Source organism: Sporolactobacillus sp. CQH2019, assembly GCF_028765345.1.
In the GTDB taxonomy this organism is placed as follows: Bacteria; Bacillota; Bacilli; order Bacillales; family Sporolactobacillaceae; genus Sporolactobacillus.
This window is the reverse complement of record NZ_JARAJZ010000024.1, coordinates 1-23,166: the sequence shown is the minus strand read 5'-3', so window position 1 is coordinate 23,166 and position 23,166 is coordinate 1. Positions and strand designations below refer to the sequence as shown.

The window sequence follows — 23,166 nt, the reverse complement described above, 5'->3', positions numbered from 1 at the left end:
CCCGATTCGGTGCAACTTTTCGGCATTTCGGTGCGTCTGTAGCCGGATTCGGAGCAACTGCTCTTTTTCGGAGCGACTTCCCGACGATTCGGAGCAAGTTAGGCCCGATTCGGTGCAACTTTTCGGCGTTTCGGTGCGTCTGTAGCCGGATTCGGAGCGGCCTCTCTGATTCGGAGCGACTTCCCGACGATTCGGTGCAAGTTTGACCCGATTCGGTGCGCTTTTTCGGCATTTCGGTGCGTCTGTAGCCGGACCCGGAGCGACCTTTCTTGTTTGGTGCGACTCTTTTCTATTTCGGAGCGACTTCCCGACGATTCGGAGCAGGTTTGACCCGATTCGGAGCGCTTTTTCCGCATTTCGGTGCGTCTGTAGCCGGATTCGGAGCGACCTCTCTTGTTTGGTGCGACTCTTTTCTATTTCGGAGCGACTTCCCGACGATTCGGAGCAAGTTAGGCCCGATTCGGTGTGCTTTTTCCGCATTTCGGTGCGTCTGTAGCCGGATTCGGAGCGACCTCTCTTGTTTGGTGCGACTCTTTTCTATTTCGGAGCGACTTCCCGACGATTCGGAGCAAGTTAGGCCCGATTCGGAGCGCTTTTTCCGCATTTTGGTGCGTCTGTAGCCGGATTCGGAGCAACTGCTCTTTTTCGGAGCGACTTCCCGACGATTTGGTGCAAGTTAGGTCCGATTCGGTGCGCTTTTTCGGCATTTCGGTGCGTCTGTAGCCGGACTCGGAGCGACCTTTCTTGTTTGGTGCGACTCTTTTCTATTTCGGAGCGACTTCCCGACGATTTGGTGCAAGTTAGGTCCGATTCGGTGCGCTTTTTCGGCATTTCGGTGCGTCTGTAGCCGGACTCGGAGCGACCTTTCTTGTTTGGTGCGACTCTTTTCTATTTCGGAGCGACTTCCCGTCGATTCGGAGCAGGTTTGACCCGATTCGGTGCGCTTTTTCGGCATTTCGGTGCGTCTGTAGCCGGATTCGGAGCGACCTCTCTTGTTTGGTGCGACTCTTTTCTATTTCGGAGCGACTTCCCGACGATTCGGAGCAAGTTAGGCCCGATTCGGTGCGCTTTTTCGGCATTTCGGTGCGTCTGTAGCCGGATTCGGAGCAACCTCTCTTGTTTGGTGCGATTCTTTTCTATTTCGGAGCGACTTCCCGACGATTTGGTGCAAGTTTGACCCGATTCGGAGCAACTGCTCTTTTTCGGAGCGGCTTTTTCAGGCTTTGGTGCGACTCAGACCCGATTCGGAGCGACTGCCCTTTTTGGAGCGGCCTTCCGGTGCTCAGTTTTCTCCGGTCTGGTCTGGCTTTCTAATCTGATCGGACGGTTGCACTGTATTGTCTGCCGCGTAGTCGTTCATTTCTTTAGTGAGCGATAAAGGACTTTTTTTACCCAATCTGTGCGTTATCCGCGGAATAAGCCCCTGACTATTTTTGTGAATAATTGCTTATTTTAACGAAGGATTACTGATTTGTGCCCTTCCGAGTAAACCTCTTCATTTGTGCATATCATCGTTCCGGCGTTCGCGAAAATGCATTGCCGCCCATCGGAATTCCGAAGCTGCAGCCGATTTAGCTCTTAGGAGCGCCGGAGTTTCCCCTGTAAAAACACAGGAACAGGGTCGATCCGGCGCACTCTTTTTTTCTTGTATATTACAGTTTCCCGCTCGACCCGCAGGCCCGGGATCGGAATGAGAATAATATATTAAAAAGCTGCTGTCCATTCCCGGGACAGCTTCGGGAACAGCCGAGCTATTACTGTGAAAGGGGGATTTCAGATGAATCATTATGCCATGTATGAAGAATACGACGGCAGACAGTCTCTGCCTGTTGTTGTCGACCGCCCGGCTCAGGTTATTCCGGCGGAAACAATGCTGTCCGCGATTCAACTGTTTGCCCGCAGACACAGACTTCAATTGGTCAGTTATGATGAACTTGCAGACGGCACAATGCGTGCTTTTTTTCAGCAGAAACATTTGTTCGGACATGCTGAAGAGTTTATCTATTATGTTTGCCGCCATGAAGAGGGCCGCTGAATTTGACAGACAAGTGACGCACGTGATCAGACCACGGGCAGTCTAACGGTCTTTTATTTTTTTCAGCAGGTCGACGGCCAGATTGGCAAAAAAACGGGCACTTGGCAGGATGGCGCTTTCGTCAATGATCAGATCCGGACGATGCAGATCGGAGCTGCCCGAAACGCCCATAAAGAAGAAGGCTCCGGGAATGCTTTCCTGATATTGGGCAAAATCTTCGCCGATGGTTGTCGGAATGGGTTCAATAACTTTCAGGCCGGATTTTTCGGCGGTCTCCGCGGCCCATTTTGTAAGCTGTCCGTCGTTTTGAACAGGATGGCCCTGCCTGGTAAATTTTAATTTTGCTTTGGCACCGAAGGCGCGGGCCACGTTTTCAACGATGCTTTTCATCCTGACAGGTATTATGTTGCGAACGTCTTCGTCGAATGTGCGCACGGTTCCTTCCAATTCGGCCGTTTCCGGAATGATATTCCACGTGTTGCCTGCCTGGATCCGGGTGACACTGATCACGGCTGAGCTGAGCGGTGAGATATTGCGGCTGACGATCGTCTGCAGGGCGGTAACGATCTGGGTGGCGGCGACAATCGTGTCAACCCCCTTTTCGGGTGCAGCTCCGTGGGTGCCGGTTCCTTCAATTTCAATCATAAAACGGTCGCAGCTGGCCATCAAAGCGCCCGCCTTGATTCCGATTGTCCCAGTTGGCAGGTAAGGCATATTATGCATGCCTAAAATGGCCTGAACGTCATTGAGCACTCCCGTTTTTAATACCTGCACCGCACCGCGGCCGTTCTCTTCGGCCGGCTGGAAAATAATCTTAACCGTTCCTTCCAGCTCATCTTCCCGTTCTTTCAATAACAATGCCGCACCGAGTATGGACGCCATGTGAAAGTCATGGCCGCAGGCGTGCATTTTCCCCGCTGTTTTGGAAGCGTAGGGCAGCCCGGTCTGCTCCTGGATCGGCAGCGCATCTATGTCCGAGCGGAGCGCAAGGGTCGGTCCCGGCTTTTTTCCTCCGATGACGGCAAGGATCCCGGTCCTAAGAGGAAGCTCCGCTCTTTCGATCTCTGCCTCCGCAAGCCACTGGTTCAGCAATTGCGTTGTTTCGTATTCCTCAAAGGCCAGTTCCGGCTTTTCATGCAGCAGACGGCGATAACCAATCAGTTTCTGCTCAAGCTTCTTTTCGTTAATTGTTTTTATCATCTATTTGCTCCTCACCTTTGTTTCCTTCAGGACGCCCGGAATGCATTAGGCTTATTTATGATACCGGCCAAACCGCTTTCGGGAACAGCCGGGGAATATCCTTTCCTTTTCCTGACTTTTTCGAACACGCCCTATAAAAACTAGGATACACGATGTCCGGGACGCAAACAACCGGCACGATCGCCATTCCGCTTCAGAGATTGATTCAGGCCGAGAAGCTCCGGACGCGATGCAGTTAACGGCGGTTTAATCAATAAAGGCAAAAAGGCCCCCAAAAAAGACAGACCGGCTTTAGCGGGGGTTAGCACATTCCATTGGAAGAGAAAAAAACTGCACAAAAGATGTATTAACATAAAAATTCTCATTATCGGCATGGCCCGAAGGAAGAACCGATTCAGGAGGCCTGCAGCCGGCTGAACGGCTGAAAGAGAAGAAGACAGAACGGGGCGGCATTTTAACAGCTCGCCGGTCATGAACATGCAGGGCGGACAGGAAAGCTTTTTCGCAGGGCTGAACAACACATGGCTGCCGTTTAAATCGACATATCCAGGTCCTTTGTTTCTTTCCGGAGCCATGTCATAAGAATCAGAAAGGCCGCGGAGAAGAGGACGCCGAATGTCATGACGGCGCCAAATCCTTGTTCGGTTCAAAGCAATGGACGATCTATTAGGATTCAGGTACCGATTCAGGTTGGAACGTTTTTCAACCGCGATGAGGATGAACGGCGGCCATGCGATTAGGTGAAAAGAGTCGAAAAGGTTGACATTCCGGCTTTATTAAGGACAAGATAGGATATCTGCTTAATGATTCATTCGCATTTTGACTCATGATAAGAGGGTGATCCATTGAATCTCGTCAGGGGTGCTTTTCTCTATATTGTGCACAATCGCGAGGCGTTTAACGAAGCGTTACGCACCCATCTGGAGTTAAGCGGGTCCGCACTTCTCATCGGACTCCTTATCAGCATCCCGCTCGGGATCATCTGCGCGCGACATGCGAGACTGTCCGGGCTGATCACGGGAACGGTCAATTCGCTTCGGGTCATCCCCAGTCTTGCTGTATTAATTATCGTTATGCCGATACTGGGGACAGGCTTCACTCCGGCCCTTGTTGCGCTGACTATCTTGTCCTGCCCGCCGATTATCATAAATACTCATCTTGGAATTAGAAGTGTGCCTCACGAAGTTATAGAATCGGCTGTTGGCATGGGTATGAACAATCGGCAGATCCTTTTTAGAATTGAGGTGCCTGTCGCTCTGCCGATGATTCTTTCCGGAGTGCGCACCGCTTCGGTCGAAGTCATTTCCAGTGCGACGCTGGCCGCATTTATCGGGGGCGGCGGTTTGGGGACGTTCATTATTGACGGCCTCGGCCTTTATAATTTCGCCATGCTGCTTGTCGGAGCCGTTCCTGTGGCCCTGCTCGCGATCTGTTCAGAAGTGGCATTCGGCACCATTGAAAAGCTGGCAACAAAATACAGACAGGCTTAAAACAGGGAGATGAACTTTTGAAAACACGCCGTCTTTTTATCGGACTTTCCATCTTTGCCGTTGTTGTCATCGCGGGACTGATCCTAATCGTTTCATTGCAAAATAATAAGCCGTCCAGCAGCAGTTCTGCAACTTCCGCCAAAACGATCACGATCGGATCGAAAAACTTTACGGAGAGTCTGATCCTTGGTGAGATGTATGCGGACGCCCTGGAAAACGCAGGCTATAAAGTAAACAGAAAATTGAATCTGGGCGGAACGCTTGTTGCCCATGAGGCCCTTGTAAAGGGAGATATCGACATGTACCCGGAATACACCGGGACCGGACTGCTCGACATTCTGAAACACAGCAAAGTAACAGATGCCGGCCAGGTATATCAGGATGTATCGCAGGCCTATAAGAAAAAGTGGAACCTGATCTGGCTGCAGCCGACACACGCTAACGATTCACAAGGGCTCGCCGTGAGCAAAACCATATCGGATAAATACAACATCCACACTTTTTCCGATCTTGCCAAGGCGGCTCCCGATATTAACTTTGCGGCCACGCCGGAATTCAATGACCGCCCGGATGGATTGAAGGGGCTGCAGCAGGCCTACGGCGGTTTTCGGTTCAAGACCGACAAGCTTTATGATTACGGTCTGAAGTACAATGTTCTGCTGAATGGAAAAGCGGATGCGACCGTCGCCTTTACAACGGACGGACAATTGACGGATAAAAATCTGGTATTGCTGACAGATGACAAGCATTTTTATCCGCCGTACTATGTTTGCCCGGTAATCAGAGGAAGTGTCGTTAAAAACGATCCGACGATCGAAACGATCATCAATAAAGTCTCATCAAAAGTGGACAGCCAAGCGATGCAGCAATTGAACGCTCAAGTAGATATTCAAAAGAAAACGTACCAGCAGGTTGCCAGAGAATTTCTTGTTAAACAGGGCCTTATAAAATCATGATTCTCATGATCTTTTTAAAAGGGGTCGACCTTTTAGAGAAAACCGTGCCCTTCGGGTTCCGTTCCGGCCAGAGGAGGAAAGTTCATGACAGAGACAGATGCAATCGTTCTGCAGGGAATCAGCAAAACTTTTGGAAAAGCGCAAAAACCTTCGCTTTATCCCACGGATCTAAGGATAGAAACAGGAAGTTTCGTGACGATTCTCGGCGCTTCCGGATGCGGAAAAACGACGTTATTAAAAATGGTCAATCGGCTTTATGAACCGACATCCGGGAAAATTTATATCAACGGAGAAGACGTCACCCGGATTTCGCCTACAAAACTGAGAAGGCAGATCGGCTATGTGATCCAGCAGACCGGTCTTTTCCGGCACATGACCGTCGAACAGAATGTAGCCGTGGTTCCGCAGATTCTTGGCTGGGACAATAAAAAGATCAATGAACGGATTGATCGACTGCTGAATCTTGTCGGCCTGTCCCCACAAGAATTCAGGAAACGTTATCCGAGACAGCTGTCGGGCGGCCAGCAGCAGAGAGTGGGTCTTGCACGGGCTATGGCGGCGGATCCGTCGATCATGCTGATGGATGAACCGTTTGGAGCGATTGATGCGATTAACCGCTCCGCACTTCAGGATGAAATCCTCCGCATTCAGAAACGGCTGCGAAAGACAATTCTGTTCGTTACTCATGATATCATGGAAGCTATGAAACTAGGCGATAAGGTCATCGTGATGAATGAGGGGAGAGTTCAGCAGTTCGCCCGCCCTCTCGATATTTTAAGGCATCCGGCCAACGAATTTGTCAGAAACCTCGTGCATTCCGATGATATTCTGCAGCGGCTGGCCTTTGTCCGCGCAAAAGACGTGATGAACACGGAAGGACCTGCCGCCGATCCGTACGAGAAAGCACCTGAAGCACGCGAGAGCAGCACACTTTACGAAATCCTGACGCTTCTCCTCGGCGGCAGGGCTGATTATGTGCAAATCAGAGATGAAAAGAACCGGTCAGTCGGCCGGGTGACAATAAAGGAGATACGGCAAGCCTGAATCTCGGACAAATAACGATCCGGATGGTGATTTTCTTTGATTGCTTATATCGAGAATAATTATGTTGAGGTAATCTCTCTTTTTTTGCAGCACATTGAGATAACCCTCATTTCTCTGATCATCGCGCTCATCATCGCGCTGCCGCTCGGCGTATTTCTGGCAAAGAACGCCGGGCCGGCGGCGATTGTCATGCCCTTTCTCAGTGTCATCTATACGATTCCAAGCCTGGCGATGTTTGCGCTGCTGATTCCCGTTGTCGGTCTCGGCCTGAAACCGGCAATTATTGCGCTCGTTGCTTACAGTCTGCTGATTCTTGTCAGAAATGTGATTGCCGGCTTTCGTTCGATCGACCCGGCTGTGATTGAAGCCGGTTTAGGTCTCGGGCTGAGCCGCTGGCAGCTCTTCTGGAAAATTGAATGGGTACAGGCCCTGCCGGCGATTCTGGGCGGTGTGAGAATTGCGTCGGTATCGATTATCGGCATTGCCGCCATTGCCTCCTGGATCAACGCCGGAGGCCTCGGCGTCATTTTATTCCAGGGGCTGAATGAGAACAACACAGTGCAGATTGTCTGGGGGACGGTTCTCGTTTCAGCTCTGGCTCTTTTTGTCAATTATTTTTTGTCCGTTTTGGAATCCATGGCGCTTGCAAAATCCAGAGGGGAAGATGTAAAGTAGCTCCGGAAACGGGATGGCACGTGCAAGGAACGCTGTTAATCAGAGAAGCCTTATCAGGGAATGGCTCAGCTTGTGGAGAAGATCTCCGCTGGCAAGATTTGCGGGGTTTTGCCGGCATTTTTTCTCCGTCTGCTAAGACTGACAGAAAAATGCATCATCATGTTAAAAACCTGATAAATTTAAGCCCCGCGCGAACTGATGATAAATATCAGCTTGCCCGAGGCTTTTTTATTTACGTTTCGTTGCCGCCATTGATCATTGAGATTTTAGCACAAAAATTCAGAGTAGGAGCTGACCTGAAACCAGTGTCCGCTTATCTGATAGACAATTTTAGAAGTTTTCCGGCCGTGAAATGTTGCGAACAAATAGATGACAATTACCTTAATAGTAGACACTTATATTTCGTTTAAATCGACATATCCAAGTCCTTTGTTTCTTTCCAGAGCCACGCCATAAGAATCAGAAATGCTGCGGAGGAGAGAACGCCGAATGTCATGACGGCGCCAAATCCGTATTGAGCGGAAAGCAGCCCGATCATGACAGGCGTCAGCATGCCTCCGAAGAAGTTTCCTGCGTTGTAGGTCAATCCGTGTCCAGTAGACCGCATCCTTAAAGGAAAATGTTCCGCCGTGTATGTTGCGTTTACGCTCCATACTCCGCCGGGTCCGAAAAAGCCGACGATGATCGCACCCAGATAAAGCAATGCGTTATTATCCAGCATGACGAACAAGGGGGCGCCCAGCATGGAACCTAATGCGGAAATAGTTATGGTCCACCGCCTCCCGATTCGGTCGGACAAAATCCCGAACAGGATGCTGCCGAAGACGGCTGAAGCATTCAATAAAATAGTCACGGCGCTGACCATGGCGACGGTGAAATGATGTTCAACCCTTAAAAAAGTCGGATACCACAGGCTGACGGAATAATATAAAACGAGAAATCCGGCGTTCACTAGAATGGAATGAATCGTGCTCCAGGCCTGTTTTCCGATAAAAAGATTGATCAGAGGAATTTTTTCGAGACTGCTCCGGGCGGATCGCTCCCCGGTCCACTTCCGCGTTTCTTTAAACGTAGCCAGAGTATAGATTCCCAGAAGAATAGGAGGAACGGCGGCAATATAAAACATGTCGCGCCAGCTGCCCGAAGAATAGATGCCGGCGTAAAGGAGACCGGCCAGGATGCCCCCGGCAGGGAAGCCAATTTCCAGAAGACCCGAAGCGAGACCCCGTTTATTTTTTGGAACCGCTTCCATAAGAAGCGGAACACCGACGGAATACATCGATCCCATACCAAGACCGAATAAAAAACGAAGTACATACAGGATAGTGAATGTCGGAGAGAATCCTGATATAAACTGAAAAATTCCATACCAGATCATGGAGGTAATTAATGGAATCCGGCGTCCCCACTTATCGGCGGCAACGCCGACAAGCGCGCCGCCGATCAATCTTGCGAGAACGGTAACCGATGTGACGGTTCCGAATACAGCCGCAGTCACGTTAAATTCTTTCATGATATCGACGGCTATATAAGTCAGCATTAAATAATCAAAGGCATCAAAGATCCAGGCCATGGTCACGACAGCGAGGATGTTGCGCTGCTGCGGACTCATTCTGGCTCCGCTTTTTTTCATCCGCTTCGGAACAGGCATATTCATAACCGAAAAGCCTCCTTATAAATGATATACCAAGACTTCTCCATGAACACGTCGGATGGAAGGCAATGACAATGCTCATTGTGTGATCTGCTTCATTGAGGCCCCCTCAAATTGGGCATAACCGTCTTTTAAAGCGGCCTGAACGGCCTGACAAGCTTTGCCGCGGTATAAGATCTGTACCTGATCCAGCAAACCGTCAATCCCGTCTTTCAGGCAATAACCGCGCAACAGCTGCTGCAGAAAGCGGCCGGCGTGTTCTGTTGCCAGTGTACAGTCGGCGTCGATAATCACGCCGTGTTTCCGGTCCAGTTCCAAGGTGACGGTGAGCGAGTCGTAAACATTTCTGGCGGCCATTCCCTGCGGAAGCCTGGCGTGCCCGGCGATTAAATAAGTATTCATTGTACGGCCTCCCCGTATTATTCGGTTAATCAGCGGAAACAGACTGAAAAGGCCATGCCGGCAGCTGTTTTCGCAGAGGTTTATCCTTTCGATAGCCGAGTGCATATTCGGCCTGCATGATCGTATGGATCTCACGGGTTCCTTCATAGATGATCGGAGCTCTTGAATTGCGCAGGAAGCGTTCAACCGGGTATTCATCTGAATACCCGTAGGCCCCATGGATTTGAACAGCATCATTGGCCGCTTCGAAAGCAGCATTGCACGCGATCCATTTCGCAAGCGATGTCTCCCGTGTGTTTCGTTTTCCCTGATTTTTAAGCCATCCTGCCTGATGGACGAGCAGCCTCGAAATTTCCAGATTGGCACTCATTTTGGCGATCATCTGCTGAACCAGCTGATGTTTCCCGATTTCTTTTTCGAATGTTTTCCGTTCATGACAATATTTAAGGCTTGCTTCCAGACTTGCGGCGATTAAACCGACCGCTCCTGCGGCTACAGTGAAACGGCCGTTGTCCAGAGCGGACATCGCAATTCTAAAACCTTCGCCTTCTTCGCCCAGTACATTGGCAGCGGGCACCTTTACATCTGTCAGAAAGACTTCACCGGTATTTCCTGCATGAATGCCTAATTTTCCCCGGATGGCATTGGATTCTACTCCCGGAAAACGGCGCTCTACGATAAAAGCCGTGATCCCTCTGTGTCCGCGAGCCGGGTCTGTTTTTGCAAAAATGATGAAATGATCCGCTACGTCGCAAAGCGAAATCCATGTTTTTGAGCCGTTCAGGGTGTATACATCGCCGTTCCGGACGGCGGTTGAACGCAATGCGGCGACATCGGAGCCGGCGTCCGGTTCTGTCAGACCGAAAGCGCCGATCTTTTTTCCCTGTGCCTGAGGGACGAGATACTTCTGTTTCTGTTCTTCCGTTCCCCACTGCAGCAAAGTCATACTGTTTAATCCGGTATGCACGGAGACCGCTGTCCGGTAGGCCGTGTCGCCGCGCTCCAGTTCTTCGCATACAACGGCCAGTGTATTGTAATCCATTCCGGCACCGCCGTATTTCTCGGGAATGCAGACGCCCATCAGCCGGAGATCCGCAAGCTTTTGAATCACGGTCAGATCAAAATGGTGCTGCCGATCCCATTCCCGGATATTCGGCACTATTTCCCGATCGACAAACTTTCTCAGCATGTTTTTGACTGCCTGCTGCTCTTCTGTTAAAGCAAAATTCATGATCTGAGCCTCCTAAATGATGTTATTCTGTCTGAATTGGATGATTTCTTCTGCACTGTAACCGAGTTCGGACAGGACGGATTCGGTCTGTTCTCCGAACAGCGGAGGCGGATCGCGCATCGTGACCGGGGTGGCGGATAATTTTAACGGAGAACCGACTAATTTAAGATTCTCGATTTTCGCATGATTCATTTTCACCAGCATATTTCTTGCCTGTATTTGCGGATCTTCAAACATTTCAGCGATGGTATTAATGGGCCCGTTCGGAATTCCCGCGCGGTCGAGCAGCTTTTTCCACTCCTTTTTGGTTTTCTTTTTCAACAATTCTTCGATCAGGGGAATGAGTTCGGACTTATTCCGCAGACGGCCGTCGTTGTGTGCAAATTTTTCCATACCGGCCAGTTCCGGTTTTCCCAGTAAGGCCGTAAATCTGCGAAACTGCGGGTCATTTCCTACCGCAACGACAAACTTCCCATCTCTGGCTGTAAATACCTGATAGGGGACGATATTGGGATGGCGGTTTCCTATTCTTTCCGGGTTGATCCCGCTGCACAAAAAGTTGCCGGCGACGTTGACCAATGCCGAAACCTGACAATCCATCAGTGAGATATCGATTTCCTGACCTTTGCCGGTCCGGTCCCTGTGATGCAGGGCAGATAAGATGCCGATGCACGTGTACAGGCCGGCCAGCACGTCGGCAATGGCAACTCCCACTTTCATCGGGCTGCCGCCGGTCTCGCCGGTAATACTCATCAGCCCGCTCAGCGCCTGGATGATGTAATCGTAGCCCGGCAGATTCTTATAGGGACCCGTTAATCCAAAGCCTGTAATCGATGCCATAATCAGCCTCGGATTCGTTGCTTTCAATTGCGTATAGCCGAGATTCAATTTTTCAAGGGTGCCTGTTTTAAAGTTCTGAATCACGATATCGCCGGAAGCAACCAATCTGTGAAATATTTCTTTCCCCTTCTCGGATTTCAGGTTTAAGGTCATGCTTTGCTTATTGCGGTTAGTGCATAAATAGTAAGCGCTTTCCCCGCCGGCAAAAGGCGGGCCCCATCCCCGCGTTTCATCCCCGGTTTCGTAATGCTCGATTTTTATCACTTCCGCTCCCAGATCCCCGAGAATCATTGAGCAGAACGGCCCTGCCAATACTCGGGACGCGTCGATGATCCGTATTCCGTCCAAGGCTCCTTGCATCACATCATTCCTTTCTCAACTCATTAAAAGATAGGAAAAGAGCCGGCAAAACAAACAAGGATGCTATCCATTGAACGTTTCACCGACTCTTATTCAAGGCTCTTCTTCCGGCCGGGGAAGATCGAGTGAATCAAGTCGCGTTTATAATTTTTAAAGCTGCCGGCGAACCGTTATGCGGCAAGGGTCTTTGCCGTCATCGGTTCGTCAGATATCCGGGCTGCAGATATCCATCGTCTGTTAACGCATCAAATGGTTTGCACCAAGGATTTTTACGGAAAGGCGGATGCGAACCGACGATTCATTTTTACGGCTCTCCTGCTTTGCTTGCCCACCTCTTTGACCCATTTCCATACTATGCCGTCTGACCGCTCTTCATTCCGGCGGAACCGCCTTGAATTTTGCCGCCTGGTTATTTAAACGGCCCAGCCATTGTGAACATACAATTGATGACAAAGCTGAGAAGTGAAACCATTAAATTGTATAAACATCGACAACCACCTGACTTTCATGGCAAATATTATATTTTTAGATAATTGTTCAGAAATTGTATATTTGTTAATGATACAACCTATTGTAGCTTGGTTAATTTAAAAGTAGGGATGTTCATGTTTTTATTAAGAGAACTAGCTGATTTTACATCTAACTTTGTATTTTTCTACCCCTTTATTATGTCTTTATTTTGGATGGCTGGGGCTGTCTTATTTTTTGTTTATCGTGAACGAGAAGAAGAGATTTGTTTCGATGACTATGATTGGCCAATGGTCAGTTTTCTGGTACCTTGTTTCAACGAAGAGGATACGATCGAAGAAACAATCCGATATTTATCGAAAATGCCTTATCCGAAGAAAGAAATTATTGCTGTAAATGATGGCAGTACGGATCAAACCGCAAAAATTCTTTATAAACTTGCAGAACAAATTAAAGAACTTAGATTTATTGACTGCAAAGAAAACTGTGGAAAAGCGAATAGCCTTCATATTGCCTGCCATGCAGCCAGAGCAGAATATCTCATATGTATTGACGCAGACGCAATTCTTGATCCCAATGCTCCTTTCTATCTGATTCATCACTTTTTTAAAAATGGAGAGAGAGTCGGTGCGGTTACCGGCAATCCGAGAGTGAGAAATCGAAAGACGTTGCTAAGTAAATTACAGATTGTTGAATATGCTTCAATCATAGGATCCATTAAACGAACGCAGCGAATTTTAGGCAAGGTTATGACCGTTTCGGGAGTTGTTGTTGCTTTTCGAAAAAAAGCTCTTGCTGATGTAGGGTTATGGGACCGGGACATGATCACGGAAGACATTGCAGTTTCATGGAAACTGCAACGTAGATTCTGGGATATACGTTATGAACCGCGTGCACTCTGCTGGATGCTTGTTCCCGAAACCTTAAAGGGCATTTGGAAACAACGAATTCGATGGGCTCAAGGCGGGGAAGAAGTTCTTATAAGGCATTGGCGCGTTTTTTGTGACTGGCGGCAAAGAAGGATTTGGATCGTTTATCTTGAACAGCTCTGCAGCATACTTTGGACATTTTCCTGGCTTGCGCTCACTGTTTTTAAACAGATAATTTCAGTCACTTTAACAGAGCACTTAATGTGGTTTACGCTTTCATCGTTTGTGCTTGTGTTAATGAGTTTTGTTCAGTTACTGACTTCCGTGATTATTGACTCAAAACATGATTCTGTCAAACGCTACTTAGCCTGGTCTGCCTGGTATCCCGCTCTTTACTGGATCGTTAGTACAATGGTGGTTATTTTTGCGCTTCCGAGAGCGATAAGAGCAAGGATTAAAGGGGGGTATGCATTGTGGTCAAGTCCGGACAGGGGTATGGACAAAACGGTATGATGGTTACGCCATCTTCCAACCACCTATTAAAATCAATTGTGCTCGTTTTTTTAACCAGTATCATGTGGGCATACAGCTTACTCGTTCTTCTTTTCTTTAGTACGGCTCTTTTATATCTCCGTTTGTCATTCGTGGAGCAGCTTAAAGCAAGGCTTGGAATATCTGATTCTCTATTACGCAAATTTGTGTGGAACAGTCTGATCCTATGGATAATCTTTGTTTTTGTACTCTGGATCTGGCGGTTTTATAATAAAAAGAAATTCGGCAGTTTACATAGAAGAAGATATCCGCCTGTTACTACAGATGAGGACATGCTCAAGTTAGGATTAATGTCGGAAAGGGACTATGTTCAATTAAGAAAGTGTAAGATCATTGCATTTGATAAAAATCCAATAACTCATATCGAGGTCGAGCATAAATAAAATCGGTCTCTTGGCAAATTGACAAAAATAATTTGACAATCAGGTCAAATTTTGTTATTCTATTTTTTGTCTTGTGGGGCATTAGCTCAGCTGGGAGAGCGTTGCGCTGGCAGCGCAGAGGTCAGGGGTTCGAACCCCCTATGCTCCATCGAATCGCCGCTGGAAGGGATTTTCTAGTGCAAAATAGAGCAAAAGCACACAGCGTTCTATGACAGACCTATTTTTGACCAGTTTTGAATCTCTGAGGGTGAGTTTTCAGAAACTTACTCAAGGAGGTCTTTTATTGCTTATCAGTATGGCATGACGGGAAATGGCAACAGACAAGAAGTATGACGGTATCACGGAGAATAGCTTGAAAAGTTATGACGCACTCTGGGGGACGTTCGGCAAGTGGCTGGCAGAAAACGAGATTGAACGCGTTGACTAGCTCAACCCTCGTGTTTTCAGAGTGTGCCATACTTTGTGTGAAATTGACACAGACGGCACTATACTGGCTAGAGCCGTAGAGATTGCAAACAAAATAGTGAATGAATGAAAGTGCTCCCTCGGGGGTGCTTTTTTTGTTTTCACTGACAGTCTACCTCAGCGAGTGCATGAGTGTGGGCTTGTGAGTTACCCTCTCCCAGCCTTCCTCGCGAGCTTTACATAAAAAATTCCCTCCGCTGGTTGTCTGGCAGAGGTTTATGGTGTTAAATGGAATTACATTACAGTACCCAGCAGAAAGGATAATCTCCATGCCCCCAAAAAATGAAAATGATAAATTAAAGAAGAATAAGCAAGTCATCTACTTATCAATTGGTATTTGTTTAGGGGCTGGACTAGGGTCTATCTTTAATAATATTGTATTAGGAATCTGTATTGGAATTGCTTTAGGAATCGCATTGGGGTCTTATGATAAAAAAAGATGACCTTTTTTTAATTTCTTGAAGGTTGCTTAGCAGTTCATTTTTTATTGCGCAACAGAACCCTTCTTAAAAATATTTTACTGACAAATTACACCAGCATATTTCACTGAAACAGAGGTTTTCCGCATAGGAAAGCCTTTTTTGTGTTTACCGCAAGTTAAAGCTATACTGTCCGGCTCGCGGTGAAACTCTATACAACTGGGGCGCGAAGCCATAGCAAAGCGCGACCTCATAAATAAGAATAAGAATAATACGAGTTTGCCCTCTTTTGCTTCTCAGAATGGCTAAACTGGCGCGCTACGCGCTCAGTAAGCCTACAAGGGGAGCGGTTTGTTTCTATCTCATATTCAAATTCAAAAAATACCGAGGTGCCCTATTTGTTTTCCCCACTAGCATAGCCGCGCTTTCAGCGCAAGGTAAAGCTACCTGACTCAATTATTTTCTTTTTATTGCTTCCTATGAGCTGGACTAAAGGACTTCACTACGAGCGAGAACACCCAGACTTCACTTGCTGTCAAACTCATTGGACCACGAGCTAGGTGTATTAAGATAAAGACAATCATTTGCCCTACAAAGTGCCTCCATCCCTTGTCCCGCATGGAGCTATCCGATTTCATAGGTGGAAAATCTCACTTACTGAAAAGGCTTAGGTGGGAAATTTGACGTACCGTCTTACTTTTTGTTAGTACATAACGGGCGAAAAAATAAAGCGTGAGGGGGCATTCTCCCGCCCTTCTCGCTGTTTTCACAAAAGTTATTTTTTCAGAGTGTCACAAGCGAGTCGTCAACTATTCAGCTCAGAGTAAAACTTTACTCTCATCGGTAAGCCAGCAGACACCCACGGAGCCGCTCGCAAGTGCGCTGACAGGTGGAACCAAAGAGGATTCTTAAATGTCTGCCGAATGATTGAGAAGAATTTTAAGCTGAAAGAAGAGCCAGATAAAGCTAATCTTTTAAAAAGCAGTAGATGGCAATGGACATATGGGCAAAGTTCTTAGATACAGCACCTAAATTAGAGGGTGCTTTATTATGCCTAAAAGAAGGTGAAGGAAATATCTAATGTTGACTATATGAATGTCCCTCAAAATTATTGAAAATTTTGAAGCAATTTTTCTGCCATATTGAAGCGCTAAACGAATAGCTGGAAGGGATATGTCATGATCAACGATTTGTTTTACAACTTAAAGGCTTTTCGAAACAAACAACAAGGTTAAATAGAATCAAGGTTTCTTGTCTTCATTTTGAAAAGAGGGACAGGGCGTTTTTCGCTCTTTTGGCGGATTTGCGGTTTTCCAAACTGGAGTCATTTATCTTTTGAGGCTTTCGTATGAATTTCAAAAATAAGAAGGCGATAAATGGGTATAGATAATATGTATCCAATTCTACAGAAAGTTCGTCTTAAGACGCCGAGGTGAGCCAATGATGTGGTATGCGAAAACAGCAGCGGAAGTTCTGAACGATCTGGATGTCGACCCCCGCAGCGGCCTGTCTTCCGAAGAAGCGGAAGCAAGGCTCGTGAAGCATGGCGAAAATAAGCTGAAGGACAAGCCGAAAAAAAGTCCGGCAGTATTGTTTTTTTTGCAGCTCAAAGACATGCTGATTTACGTTCTTCTCGGTGCGGCGGCCATCACGCTTGCGATCGGCGAGTATACAGACACCGTTATTATTCTCTCGGTTGTCTTTCTGAATGCAGTGATCGGCGTCATTCAGGAGTATAAGGCCGAAAAAGCGATCGAAGCCCTTCGGCAGATGTCGGCGCCCAAGTCCCTGGTCCGGCGTGACGGAGAAGTAAAGGAAATAAATTCCGGGAAAGTTGTGCCGGGGGATATCGTTGTGCTTGATGCCGGAAGATACATACCTGCCGATCTGCGTCTGATTGAAAGTGTCAACCTGCAGATCGAGGAATCGGCTCTGACTGGGGAGTCGGTTCCGTCCGGCAAGGATGCCGAAGCGATTTTTAAAGAGGGAAAAATATCCGCGGGCGATCAATCAAACATGGCGTTCATGTCAACACTGGTAACCTATGGCCGCGGCGAGGGCGTCGCGGTCGGCACCGGGATGAATACGGAAATTGGAAAAATAGCGAAAGTGCTGGAACAGGACCGGACAGATCCGACACCTTTGCAGCAGAAACTGGCCACTCTTGGAAGAATACTCGGTTATATCGCCGTCACCGTCTGTATGCTTATTTTTATCGTCTCTTTCTTTCAAAAAAGAGATCTTATTGAAATGCTCCTGACGGCGATCAGCCTGGCTGTAGCAGCTATTCCAGAGGGCCTTCCGGCAATCGTTGCCATTGTTCTGGCACTCGGTGTCACAAGAATGTCCCGCATCCATGCGATTGTTAAAAAGTTGCCTGCCGTTGAAACACTGGGTTCTGTGAGTATCATCTGTTCTGACAAAACGGGTACGCTGACTCAAAACAGGATGACTGTTCAGCATGTCTATACACATCAACATTTTGAGAATGTCCCTGCGGACGGGACGGCAACGGCTGATAGGAAAGACGAAAAGGAGCTGATCAAGTCTTTTGTCCTCTGCTGCGACGCGACCTTCGAAAATGGGGAAGGAACCGGGGATCCGACCGAAATTGCTCTTGTCGTACTCGGTGAAAAGTATCATATGCCGAAAAGAAAAATGGAAGCCGGGCATGAGCGTGTTGCCGAAAGACCGTTTGATTCCGACAGAAAACTGATGTCAACGCTCAACAGAGAAGGGCCGGAATACCGTGTGCATACGAAAGGAGCGATCGATAGCCTGCTGAAAACAGCCACACACGCGCTGATCGGCGGCAGGCCCGTCCCTCTGACGCAGGAAATCCGTCAGGGATATCTCGCTGCGGCTGAAAAAATGTCGCGGAGTGCTTTGCGTGTACTGGGTGCGGCCTGCAAGGATACGGACCGGATTCTTCCGCCCGAAGAAATGGAAAGTGACCTGACGGTTATCGGCCTGGCCGGCATGATCGATCCGCCCCGTCTCGAAGTCAGCGAGTCGATTCAACAAGCGAAACAGGCCGGCATCACACCTATCATGATTACCGGAGACCACCGGAATACGGCTGCCGCCATAGCGATGCAGCTTGGCATCGCTGCCACGCCTGATCAGAGCATCTCCGGGTATGAAATCGACAGGTTTTCCGAAGCCGCATTTTCCGATCGGATTGCTGATTACCGTGTTTTCGCCAGAGTGTCGCCGGAGCACAAAGTGCGGATTGTCAGAGCCTTTCAGTCACGCGGCCATATTGTATCGATGATCGGGGACGGCGTGAACGATGCACCGGCACTGAAAAGCGCAGATATCGGCGTTGCAATGGGCATCACGGGAACGGACGTTTCAAAGGGAGCCAGTGATATGATTCTGACCGACGACAACTTTACAACGATTGTCCGTGCAGTCGAAGAGGGACGAAACATTTACAGTAACATCAGGAAGGCGATCATTTTTCTGCTTGCCTGTAATCTGGGCGAAATAGTGACCATCTTTGCCTCCGTCGTTTTTTCCTGGCCTGTGCCGCTGCTGCCGACACAGATTCTCTGGATCAATCTGATTACGGATACCTTTCCGGCGATCGCGCTTGGTGTTGATCCGGGAGATAAAGACATCATGAAAAAACCGCCGAGAAATCCCGGGGAAGGCTTCTTTGCCGGCGGCATCGGTTTCCGGGCGATTTTGGGCGGAACTTTGATCGGCGCTCTGACGCTGGCCGCTTTTCTGTTCGGTCTGAATGAGCACGGCTACGGCCCGGGATCAAGGGATATTCCTGCCGGCGTAATGATTTATGCGGAAACGATGGCTTTTGTCGTTCTTGCCGTTTCCCAGCTTTTTTATTCGCTTGCCATGCGGAATACCACCCGCTCTATTTTCCGGATCGGCCTCTTTACTAATTTATATTTAACAGGAGCCATCGTCCTGGGAGCGGTTCTGCAGTTTGCCGTCATTGCCGTCCCGTTTCTCTCGAATGCCTTTCACGTTCACATGCTTTCCGCCCGTGACTGGATGATTGTTTTTCTGCTTGCGCTTGTTCCGCTTGCCGTAAGCGAGTGCATCAAGTTATTGGTCAGCAGCAGAGCCGGCCGGCCGGTATAAGGCAGAACATTTTCCCGCTTTTTACATGCAATTTTTCAGCTGGGTGTTGATGTGTATATTTGCCGGGTTAGCTGTCCCATGATCCGATTTCATCCGGTGCCCGGCCTTGAAACGTCTGTTTCATGTACGGCAAGCCGGCGTTTGCAGGTCAATCGTATGAAAATACAAATGTATAGGGGAGCGAGTATAAAAAAAGCAGTACTTTCAGCAACAGGCGCCAGGTAATCGGACCAACAATACCGTCCGGGTAAAGGCGGCAGCGCCGCTGGTAGGATTCCACGGCAGCTTTTGTTTTTGGTCCGTAAACGCCGTCGACCGGTATGCCGACAGCCTCCTGAATATAGCGGACCGGCCGGCCTTTACTGCCGAGCCGGATCAGCCTGCCGGGGTAACGCCGCGATCGGGATGAGAAAGCGCTGTTCTGATGTCCGTTTTGTTCGATTGTTTGCAGCGTACTGTGCAGATCAGCCTGAGATAACGGATAACCTGCTGCCCTATAGATCGTTTCCATCAGTTCGCTGATCGCACTTGCTTTATTCTCAGAAGATCTGCGGTAGTCCTTCTTCGGTGTCGGTTGTGATTTGAACGGTGAATCCCAAAACACACCGGGCCTGAGAATCCTGACCGAACCGTTTCCTGTCTCTGCCGTACCCGTGCCCCGGCCGAGAAGATAAATATGGGTCTTTTGAGAAAGCTTTCCTGAAGACCATGCGGACGTCTGATAGAAAAAATCAGCCTGTCCGGCAGAAGCCAGCAGTTCGATAATGTCATAGGATCCGGATACACCGACTGCATAATCCCGAATCATGCGCCTGACGGAAGAAAAGTAACTGATGACGGCAGCGTGATCCGCCGGGAGAGCGTCGTAATCCACCCTGAAGAAAATCGGCGAACCCGGAGGTTGTCCGGCTTCCGCCGCCAGGCGCACAGCGTTCTGGGCATCCTTCCCGCCCTGTTCTTCTGTGAAATAAGTGTGCCCGGCCGCATCAGTCTGCCAAATGCTGAAAAGTTTCAGCCCGGCTTTCCGGATGGCCAGTGATTCGGCCGCGCCAAGAGCCTTATCCGGATTATGCGGATGCAGGTATCGGCCCACAGCCTCGATTTTTTCCTGCTTCAATTGATTGATTGCAGCCTGGACAAGTCTGTGCGGTGAGTCTATCGCTGTCACTGAACGTCACTCCTTAGGTTTAAATGTATGTTATCGGCCATCGGCTGCGGCCGAATACCGAAAGTACTTTCTGAAAAAGGGTTCAACTGACCGGGTTCGGGGAGAATCGATGCTTGTCTTTTTTTGTCGGATTGATTGATAGAAGGCAGGACTCCTTCCTCGGGCGAATATAGGGGCATGGATCTGACAAATGGGAATGCTGCAAGGTGAGGCCGAAAAATAAAAATAGGGGATATTTCGCGGATCCGTTCGGAAGAAAAATCATAGAACGGTTAACTGATTCTCTGTATAGTAATATTTTCCCCTGACGATCTTAGTAAAACATATTTCATAAATTTGGTAAACTGATAATTTTCGCAATTTGTGAAAATTATATTACAAGTTTGGACATTTTTTCCAGATAGAATCGTTTCGCGGAAAAGGCCGGAGGATCACCCGTACAAATAGTCGAACCGTCGGTTGTCCCTTTTTTATGATTGCCGTCCGTTCATTTCGTTGGAACGGAATGCCAGCCTGTTATTGGATATTTGCGTCTCATTTTTGCCGGTTTCAGTGGCCGGAATAAATAATTCTATAGATTGTCCTTTTCTTCTCTAACTATTTTCTATACTATAGAGGTGTCAGTCATCTTAATCTTTACCGGCCGAAGAGAGGATGAATGAATTTGTGATCTTTTGAAACAAGATAACTGACTCTTTTCTTCAGAATGTGTAATATTATGTATAAAAAGGAGGAACTGATCATGGACAATAATCTGAAAGTGAAAATTTACGCGGACGGAGCCGTGCTGGACGATATGCTTTCCGCCTATCGGGCCGGTTTTGTTTCCGGTTTTACGACCAATCCGAGCCTGATGAAAAAGGCGGGCGTTCAGGATTATGTGGCCTTTGCCAAAGAAGTCGTTGAAAAGATTCCCGATCTGCCGCTGTCTTTTGAAGTGTTTGCCGACGACTTTGCGACGATGGAAAAAGAGGCGGAGAAAATCCACACTTTCGGTCCGAATGTCTTCATCAAGATTCCGATTACGAATACGAAGGGCGAATCGTCCGTGCCGCTGATCCGCAGGCTGGAAGACAAAGGCTATTCGCTGAATATCACGGCGATTCTGACGACGGAACAGGTCGAGGCGGCCGTCGAAGCACTCAATCCGGAGGTTGAGAACATCGTGTCCGTCTTTGCCGGCCGCATTGCCGATACGGGGCGCGATCCGATTCCATACATGAAAAAGTCTGTCGGGATCTGCCGGACGAAAAAGGGAGCGAATCTGCTCTGGGCCAGCTCGCGTGAACTGTTCAACGTCTATGAGGCGGACCGGCTCGGCGTCGACATCATCACCTGCACGCCGGCCATTATCGAAAAACTGAAGAAGGTCGGCAAACCGCTCGGACAGGTCTCGCTGGATACAGTCAAGGGGTTCAATAAAGATATCCGGGCGCTCGGCTATTCCATCCTGACGGACGCGGAAAAGAACGATCAGACCGGCCGGTAAAACGGATAAAACGGATCAGCTACGGAATGTGAACCCTGTTTTGCAGGACAAATGGTCATGATGGATGGACAGGCCGTTTGTCGGAAAGGGTCCATCCGACGACTGATGGACGACTGTTTAAAGGAGATGCAGATGTATGACCACACAGATTGAACAATTATCCATTGATACGATTCGCACGCTGTCGATCGACGCGATCGAGAAAGCGAATTCCGGCCATCCGGGGCTGCCGATGGGGGCGGCGCCGATGGCCTATACCCTTTGGGCGAAAGTGATGAACCATAACCCAGCCCATCCGGACTGGTTCAACCGCGACCGCTTCGTCCTGTCGGCAGGCCACGGCTCGATGCTGCTCTACAGCCTGCTGCACCTGTTCGGCTACGGGCTGCCGCTTGAGGAGCTGAAGCAGTTCCGCCAGTGGGGCAGCCGGACACCGGGCCATCCGGAATACGGACACACGGCCGGCGTGGAGGCGACGACCGGCCCGCTCGGGCAGGGGATCGCGATGGCCGTCGGGATGGCGATGGCCGAGGCGCATCTGGCAGCGACGTACAACCGGGACGGCTATGAGGTCATCAGCCACCGGACCTACGCGCTCTGCGGCGACGGCGACCTGATGGAAGGCGTCTCGTCCGAGGCGGCGTCGCTGGCCGGCCGGCTGAAGCTCGGCCGCCTGATCGTCCTCTATGACTCGAACCAGATATCGCTGGACGGGAAACTCAATATGTCGTTTACGGAGCACGTCCGTCCGCGCTTTGACGCCTACGGGTGGCAGACGCTGCTCGTCGAGGACGGCAATGAGGTGGAGGCAGTGAAACAGGCGCTCCATGCGGCAGTCGCCGAGGAGAACCGGCCGACGCTGATCGAGGTGCGGACGACGATCGGCTACGGGGCGCCGCACGTTGCCGGCACGAACCAGGTGCACGGCAGTCCGCTCGGAGCCGAAGAGGCGCAGGCGGCCAAAGAGGCGTACGGCTGGCACCATGAGCCGTTCTTTGTCCCGGAGGCCGTCCGGGCCCACTTCCAGACGCTGGCGGCCGCGGGGCAGCAGGAAGAGGCGGCCTGGAACGCCCGGCTGGCGGCGTATGCCCAGGTGTATCCGGCGCTCGCGGCGCAGCTGAAAGCGGCCATTGAAGGCCAGCTGGCCGCGGACTATGCCGAAAAGCTGCCGGCCTATGCGCCGGGAACGAAGCAGGCGACGCGGGCGTCCTCGGGCGAGGTAATCAACGGGATCGCCCGGACGGTGCCGGCGCTGTTCGGCGGCGCAGCCGATCTGGCGTCGTCGACGAAAACCGCGATCCGGGCCGGGGGCGATTTTCTGCCGGGTACGTATGCCGGGCGGAACATCTGGTTCGGCGT

General features: G+C 49.5%; 17 protein-coding genes and 1 tRNA gene. 12 read left to right on the top strand and 6 right to left on the bottom strand.

The features are described 5' to 3' along the window. Positions 1-1,777: 1,777 nt before the first annotated feature. Positions 1,778-2,035, top strand: coding sequence for a hypothetical protein (locus tag OYT88_RS20065; RefSeq protein ID WP_274402141.1), 258 nt, complete (start codon positions 1,778-1,780; stop codon positions 2,033-2,035). 42 nt (positions 2,036-2,077) lie between these two features. Here OYT88_RS20065 and OYT88_RS20060 read toward each other — a convergent pair whose 3' ends face one another. Continuing rightward, positions 2,078-3,235, bottom strand: a complete 1,158-nt coding sequence (locus OYT88_RS20060; RefSeq protein WP_274402140.1) for an amidohydrolase — start codon at positions 3,233-3,235, stop codon at positions 2,078-2,080. An 845-nt stretch (positions 3,236-4,080) separates the two neighbouring features. Between OYT88_RS20060 and OYT88_RS20055 the strand changes: the two genes are divergently transcribed. The 5 genes from OYT88_RS20055 (at position 4,081) to OYT88_RS20035 (ending at position 7,810) form a co-directional block, all read left to right on the top strand. Next, the gene (locus OYT88_RS20055) at positions 4,081-4,725 is read left to right on the top strand and encodes an ABC transporter permease (protein WP_274402139.1); all 645 of its coding nucleotides are present in this window, start codon (positions 4,081-4,083) and stop codon (positions 4,723-4,725) included. Between the two features lie 17 nt (positions 4,726-4,742). Then, positions 4,743-5,681: an ABC transporter substrate-binding protein gene (locus OYT88_RS20050; RefSeq protein WP_274402138.1), complete on the top strand. Its 939-nt coding sequence runs from the start codon at positions 4,743-4,745 to the stop codon at positions 5,679-5,681. 84 nt (positions 5,682-5,765) lie between these two features. After that, positions 5,766-6,725: an ABC transporter ATP-binding protein gene (locus OYT88_RS20045; RefSeq protein WP_274402137.1), complete on the top strand. Its 960-nt coding sequence runs from the start codon at positions 5,766-5,768 to the stop codon at positions 6,723-6,725. Between the two features lie 36 nt (positions 6,726-6,761). Beyond that, complete coding sequence (locus tag OYT88_RS20040) at positions 6,762-7,400, top strand: ABC transporter permease (protein ID WP_274402136.1); 639 nt, start codon at positions 6,762-6,764, stop codon at positions 7,398-7,400. A gap of 20 nt (positions 7,401-7,420) precedes the next feature. Further along, entirely contained in the window at positions 7,421-7,810 is a 390-nt protein-coding gene (locus OYT88_RS20035) for a hypothetical protein (RefSeq protein WP_274402135.1), read from the top strand. Here OYT88_RS20035 and OYT88_RS20030 read toward each other — a convergent pair. The 4 genes from OYT88_RS20030 to OYT88_RS20015 form a co-directional block, all read right to left on the bottom strand. Further along, positions 7,807-9,057, bottom strand: coding sequence for an MFS transporter (locus OYT88_RS20030; protein ID WP_274402134.1), 1,251 nt, complete (start codon positions 9,055-9,057; stop codon positions 7,807-7,809). The two genes, OYT88_RS20035 and OYT88_RS20030, sit on opposite strands and share 4 nt — an antisense overlap. Positions 9,058-9,132: 75 nt before the next feature. Further along, complete coding sequence (locus tag OYT88_RS20025; protein ID WP_274402133.1) at positions 9,133-9,456, bottom strand: DUF3870 domain-containing protein; 324 nt, start codon at positions 9,454-9,456, stop codon at positions 9,133-9,135. A gap of 25 nt (positions 9,457-9,481) precedes the next feature. Continuing rightward, a complete protein-coding gene (locus tag OYT88_RS20020) occupies positions 9,482-10,687 on the bottom strand; it encodes an acyl-CoA dehydrogenase family protein (RefSeq protein WP_274402131.1) in 1,206 nt (401 codons plus the stop codon). Positions 10,688-10,699: 12 nt separating this feature from the next. Then, positions 10,700-11,887, bottom strand: a complete 1,188-nt coding sequence (locus OYT88_RS20015) for a CaiB/BaiF CoA transferase family protein (protein ID WP_274402130.1) — start codon at positions 11,885-11,887, stop codon at positions 10,700-10,702. A gap of 605 nt (positions 11,888-12,492) precedes the next feature. Here OYT88_RS20015 and pgaC point away from each other — a divergent pair. The 4 genes from pgaC to OYT88_RS19995 all read left to right on the top strand — a co-directional run bounded on the left by pgaC (position 12,493) and on the right by OYT88_RS19995 (position 19,150). Next, on the top strand, positions 12,493-13,737 hold the full coding sequence (pgaC, locus tag OYT88_RS20010) for a poly-beta-1,6-N-acetyl-D-glucosamine synthase (RefSeq protein ID WP_274402129.1): 1,245 nt from the start codon (positions 12,493-12,495) through the stop codon (positions 13,735-13,737). Positions 13,738-14,234: 497 nt separating this feature from the next. Beyond that, a tRNA-Ala gene (locus OYT88_RS20005) sits at positions 14,235-14,307 on the top strand. Positions 14,308-14,845: 538 nt separating this feature from the next. After that, positions 14,846-15,067, top strand: coding sequence for a glycine zipper domain-containing protein (locus tag OYT88_RS20000; RefSeq protein ID WP_274402127.1), 222 nt, complete (start codon positions 14,846-14,848; stop codon positions 15,065-15,067). Positions 15,068-16,486: 1,419 nt separating this feature from the next. Then, entirely contained in the window at positions 16,487-19,150 is a 2,664-nt protein-coding gene (locus OYT88_RS19995; protein ID WP_443217550.1) for a cation-translocating P-type ATPase, read from the top strand. 148 nt (positions 19,151-19,298) lie between these two features. Here the strand turns inward: OYT88_RS19995 and OYT88_RS19990 are convergent, their stop codons facing one another. After that, positions 19,299-20,318 carry a glycoside hydrolase domain-containing protein gene (locus OYT88_RS19990; protein WP_274402125.1) on the bottom strand — a complete coding sequence of 340 codons (1,020 nt, stop codon included), beginning with the start codon at positions 20,316-20,318 and terminating at the stop codon, positions 19,299-19,301. 742 nt (positions 20,319-21,060) lie between these two features. Here OYT88_RS19990 and OYT88_RS19985 point away from each other — a divergent pair. After that, complete coding sequence (locus OYT88_RS19985; RefSeq protein ID WP_274402124.1) at positions 21,061-21,807, top strand: transaldolase; 747 nt, start codon at positions 21,061-21,063, stop codon at positions 21,805-21,807. Between the two features lie 136 nt (positions 21,808-21,943). Beyond that, positions 21,944-23,166 (top strand): thiamine pyrophosphate-binding protein (locus OYT88_RS19980; RefSeq protein ID WP_274402123.1); only part of this gene is annotated, 1,223 nt, incomplete at its 3' end.

Bases quoted from the DNA above. Each gene is read 5' to 3' on its own strand.
- OYT88_RS20020 (WP_274402131.1), bottom strand. From the start codon at position 10,687: ATGAATTTTGCTTTAACAGAAGAGCAGCAGGCAGTCAAAAACATGCTG.
- OYT88_RS20030 (WP_274402134.1), bottom strand. From the start codon at position 9,057: ATGAATATGCCTGTTCCGAAGCGGATGAAAAAAAGCGGAGCCAGAATG.
- OYT88_RS19985 (WP_274402124.1), top strand. From the start codon at position 21,061: ATGGACAATAATCTGAAAGTGAAAATTTACGCGGACGGAGCCGTGCTG.
- OYT88_RS20065 (WP_274402141.1), top strand. From the start codon at position 1,778: ATGAATCATTATGCCATGTATGAAGAATACGACGGCAGACAGTCTCTG.
- OYT88_RS20045 (WP_274402137.1), top strand. From the start codon at position 5,766: ATGACAGAGACAGATGCAATCGTTCTGCAGGGAATCAGCAAAACTTTT.
- OYT88_RS19995 (WP_443217550.1), top strand. From the start codon at position 16,487: ATGTGGTATGCGAAAACAGCAGCGGAAGTTCTGAACGATCTGGATGTC.
- OYT88_RS20060 (WP_274402140.1), bottom strand. From the start codon at position 3,235: ATGATAAAAACAATTAACGAAAAGAAGCTTGAGCAGAAACTGATTGGT.
- OYT88_RS20025 (WP_274402133.1), bottom strand. From the start codon at position 9,456: ATGAATACTTATTTAATCGCCGGGCACGCCAGGCTTCCGCAGGGAATG.
- OYT88_RS20015 (WP_274402130.1), bottom strand. From the start codon at position 11,887: ATGCAAGGAGCCTTGGACGGAATACGGATCATCGACGCGTCCCGAGTA.
- pgaC (WP_274402129.1), top strand. From the start codon at position 12,493: ATGTTTTTATTAAGAGAACTAGCTGATTTTACATCTAACTTTGTATTT.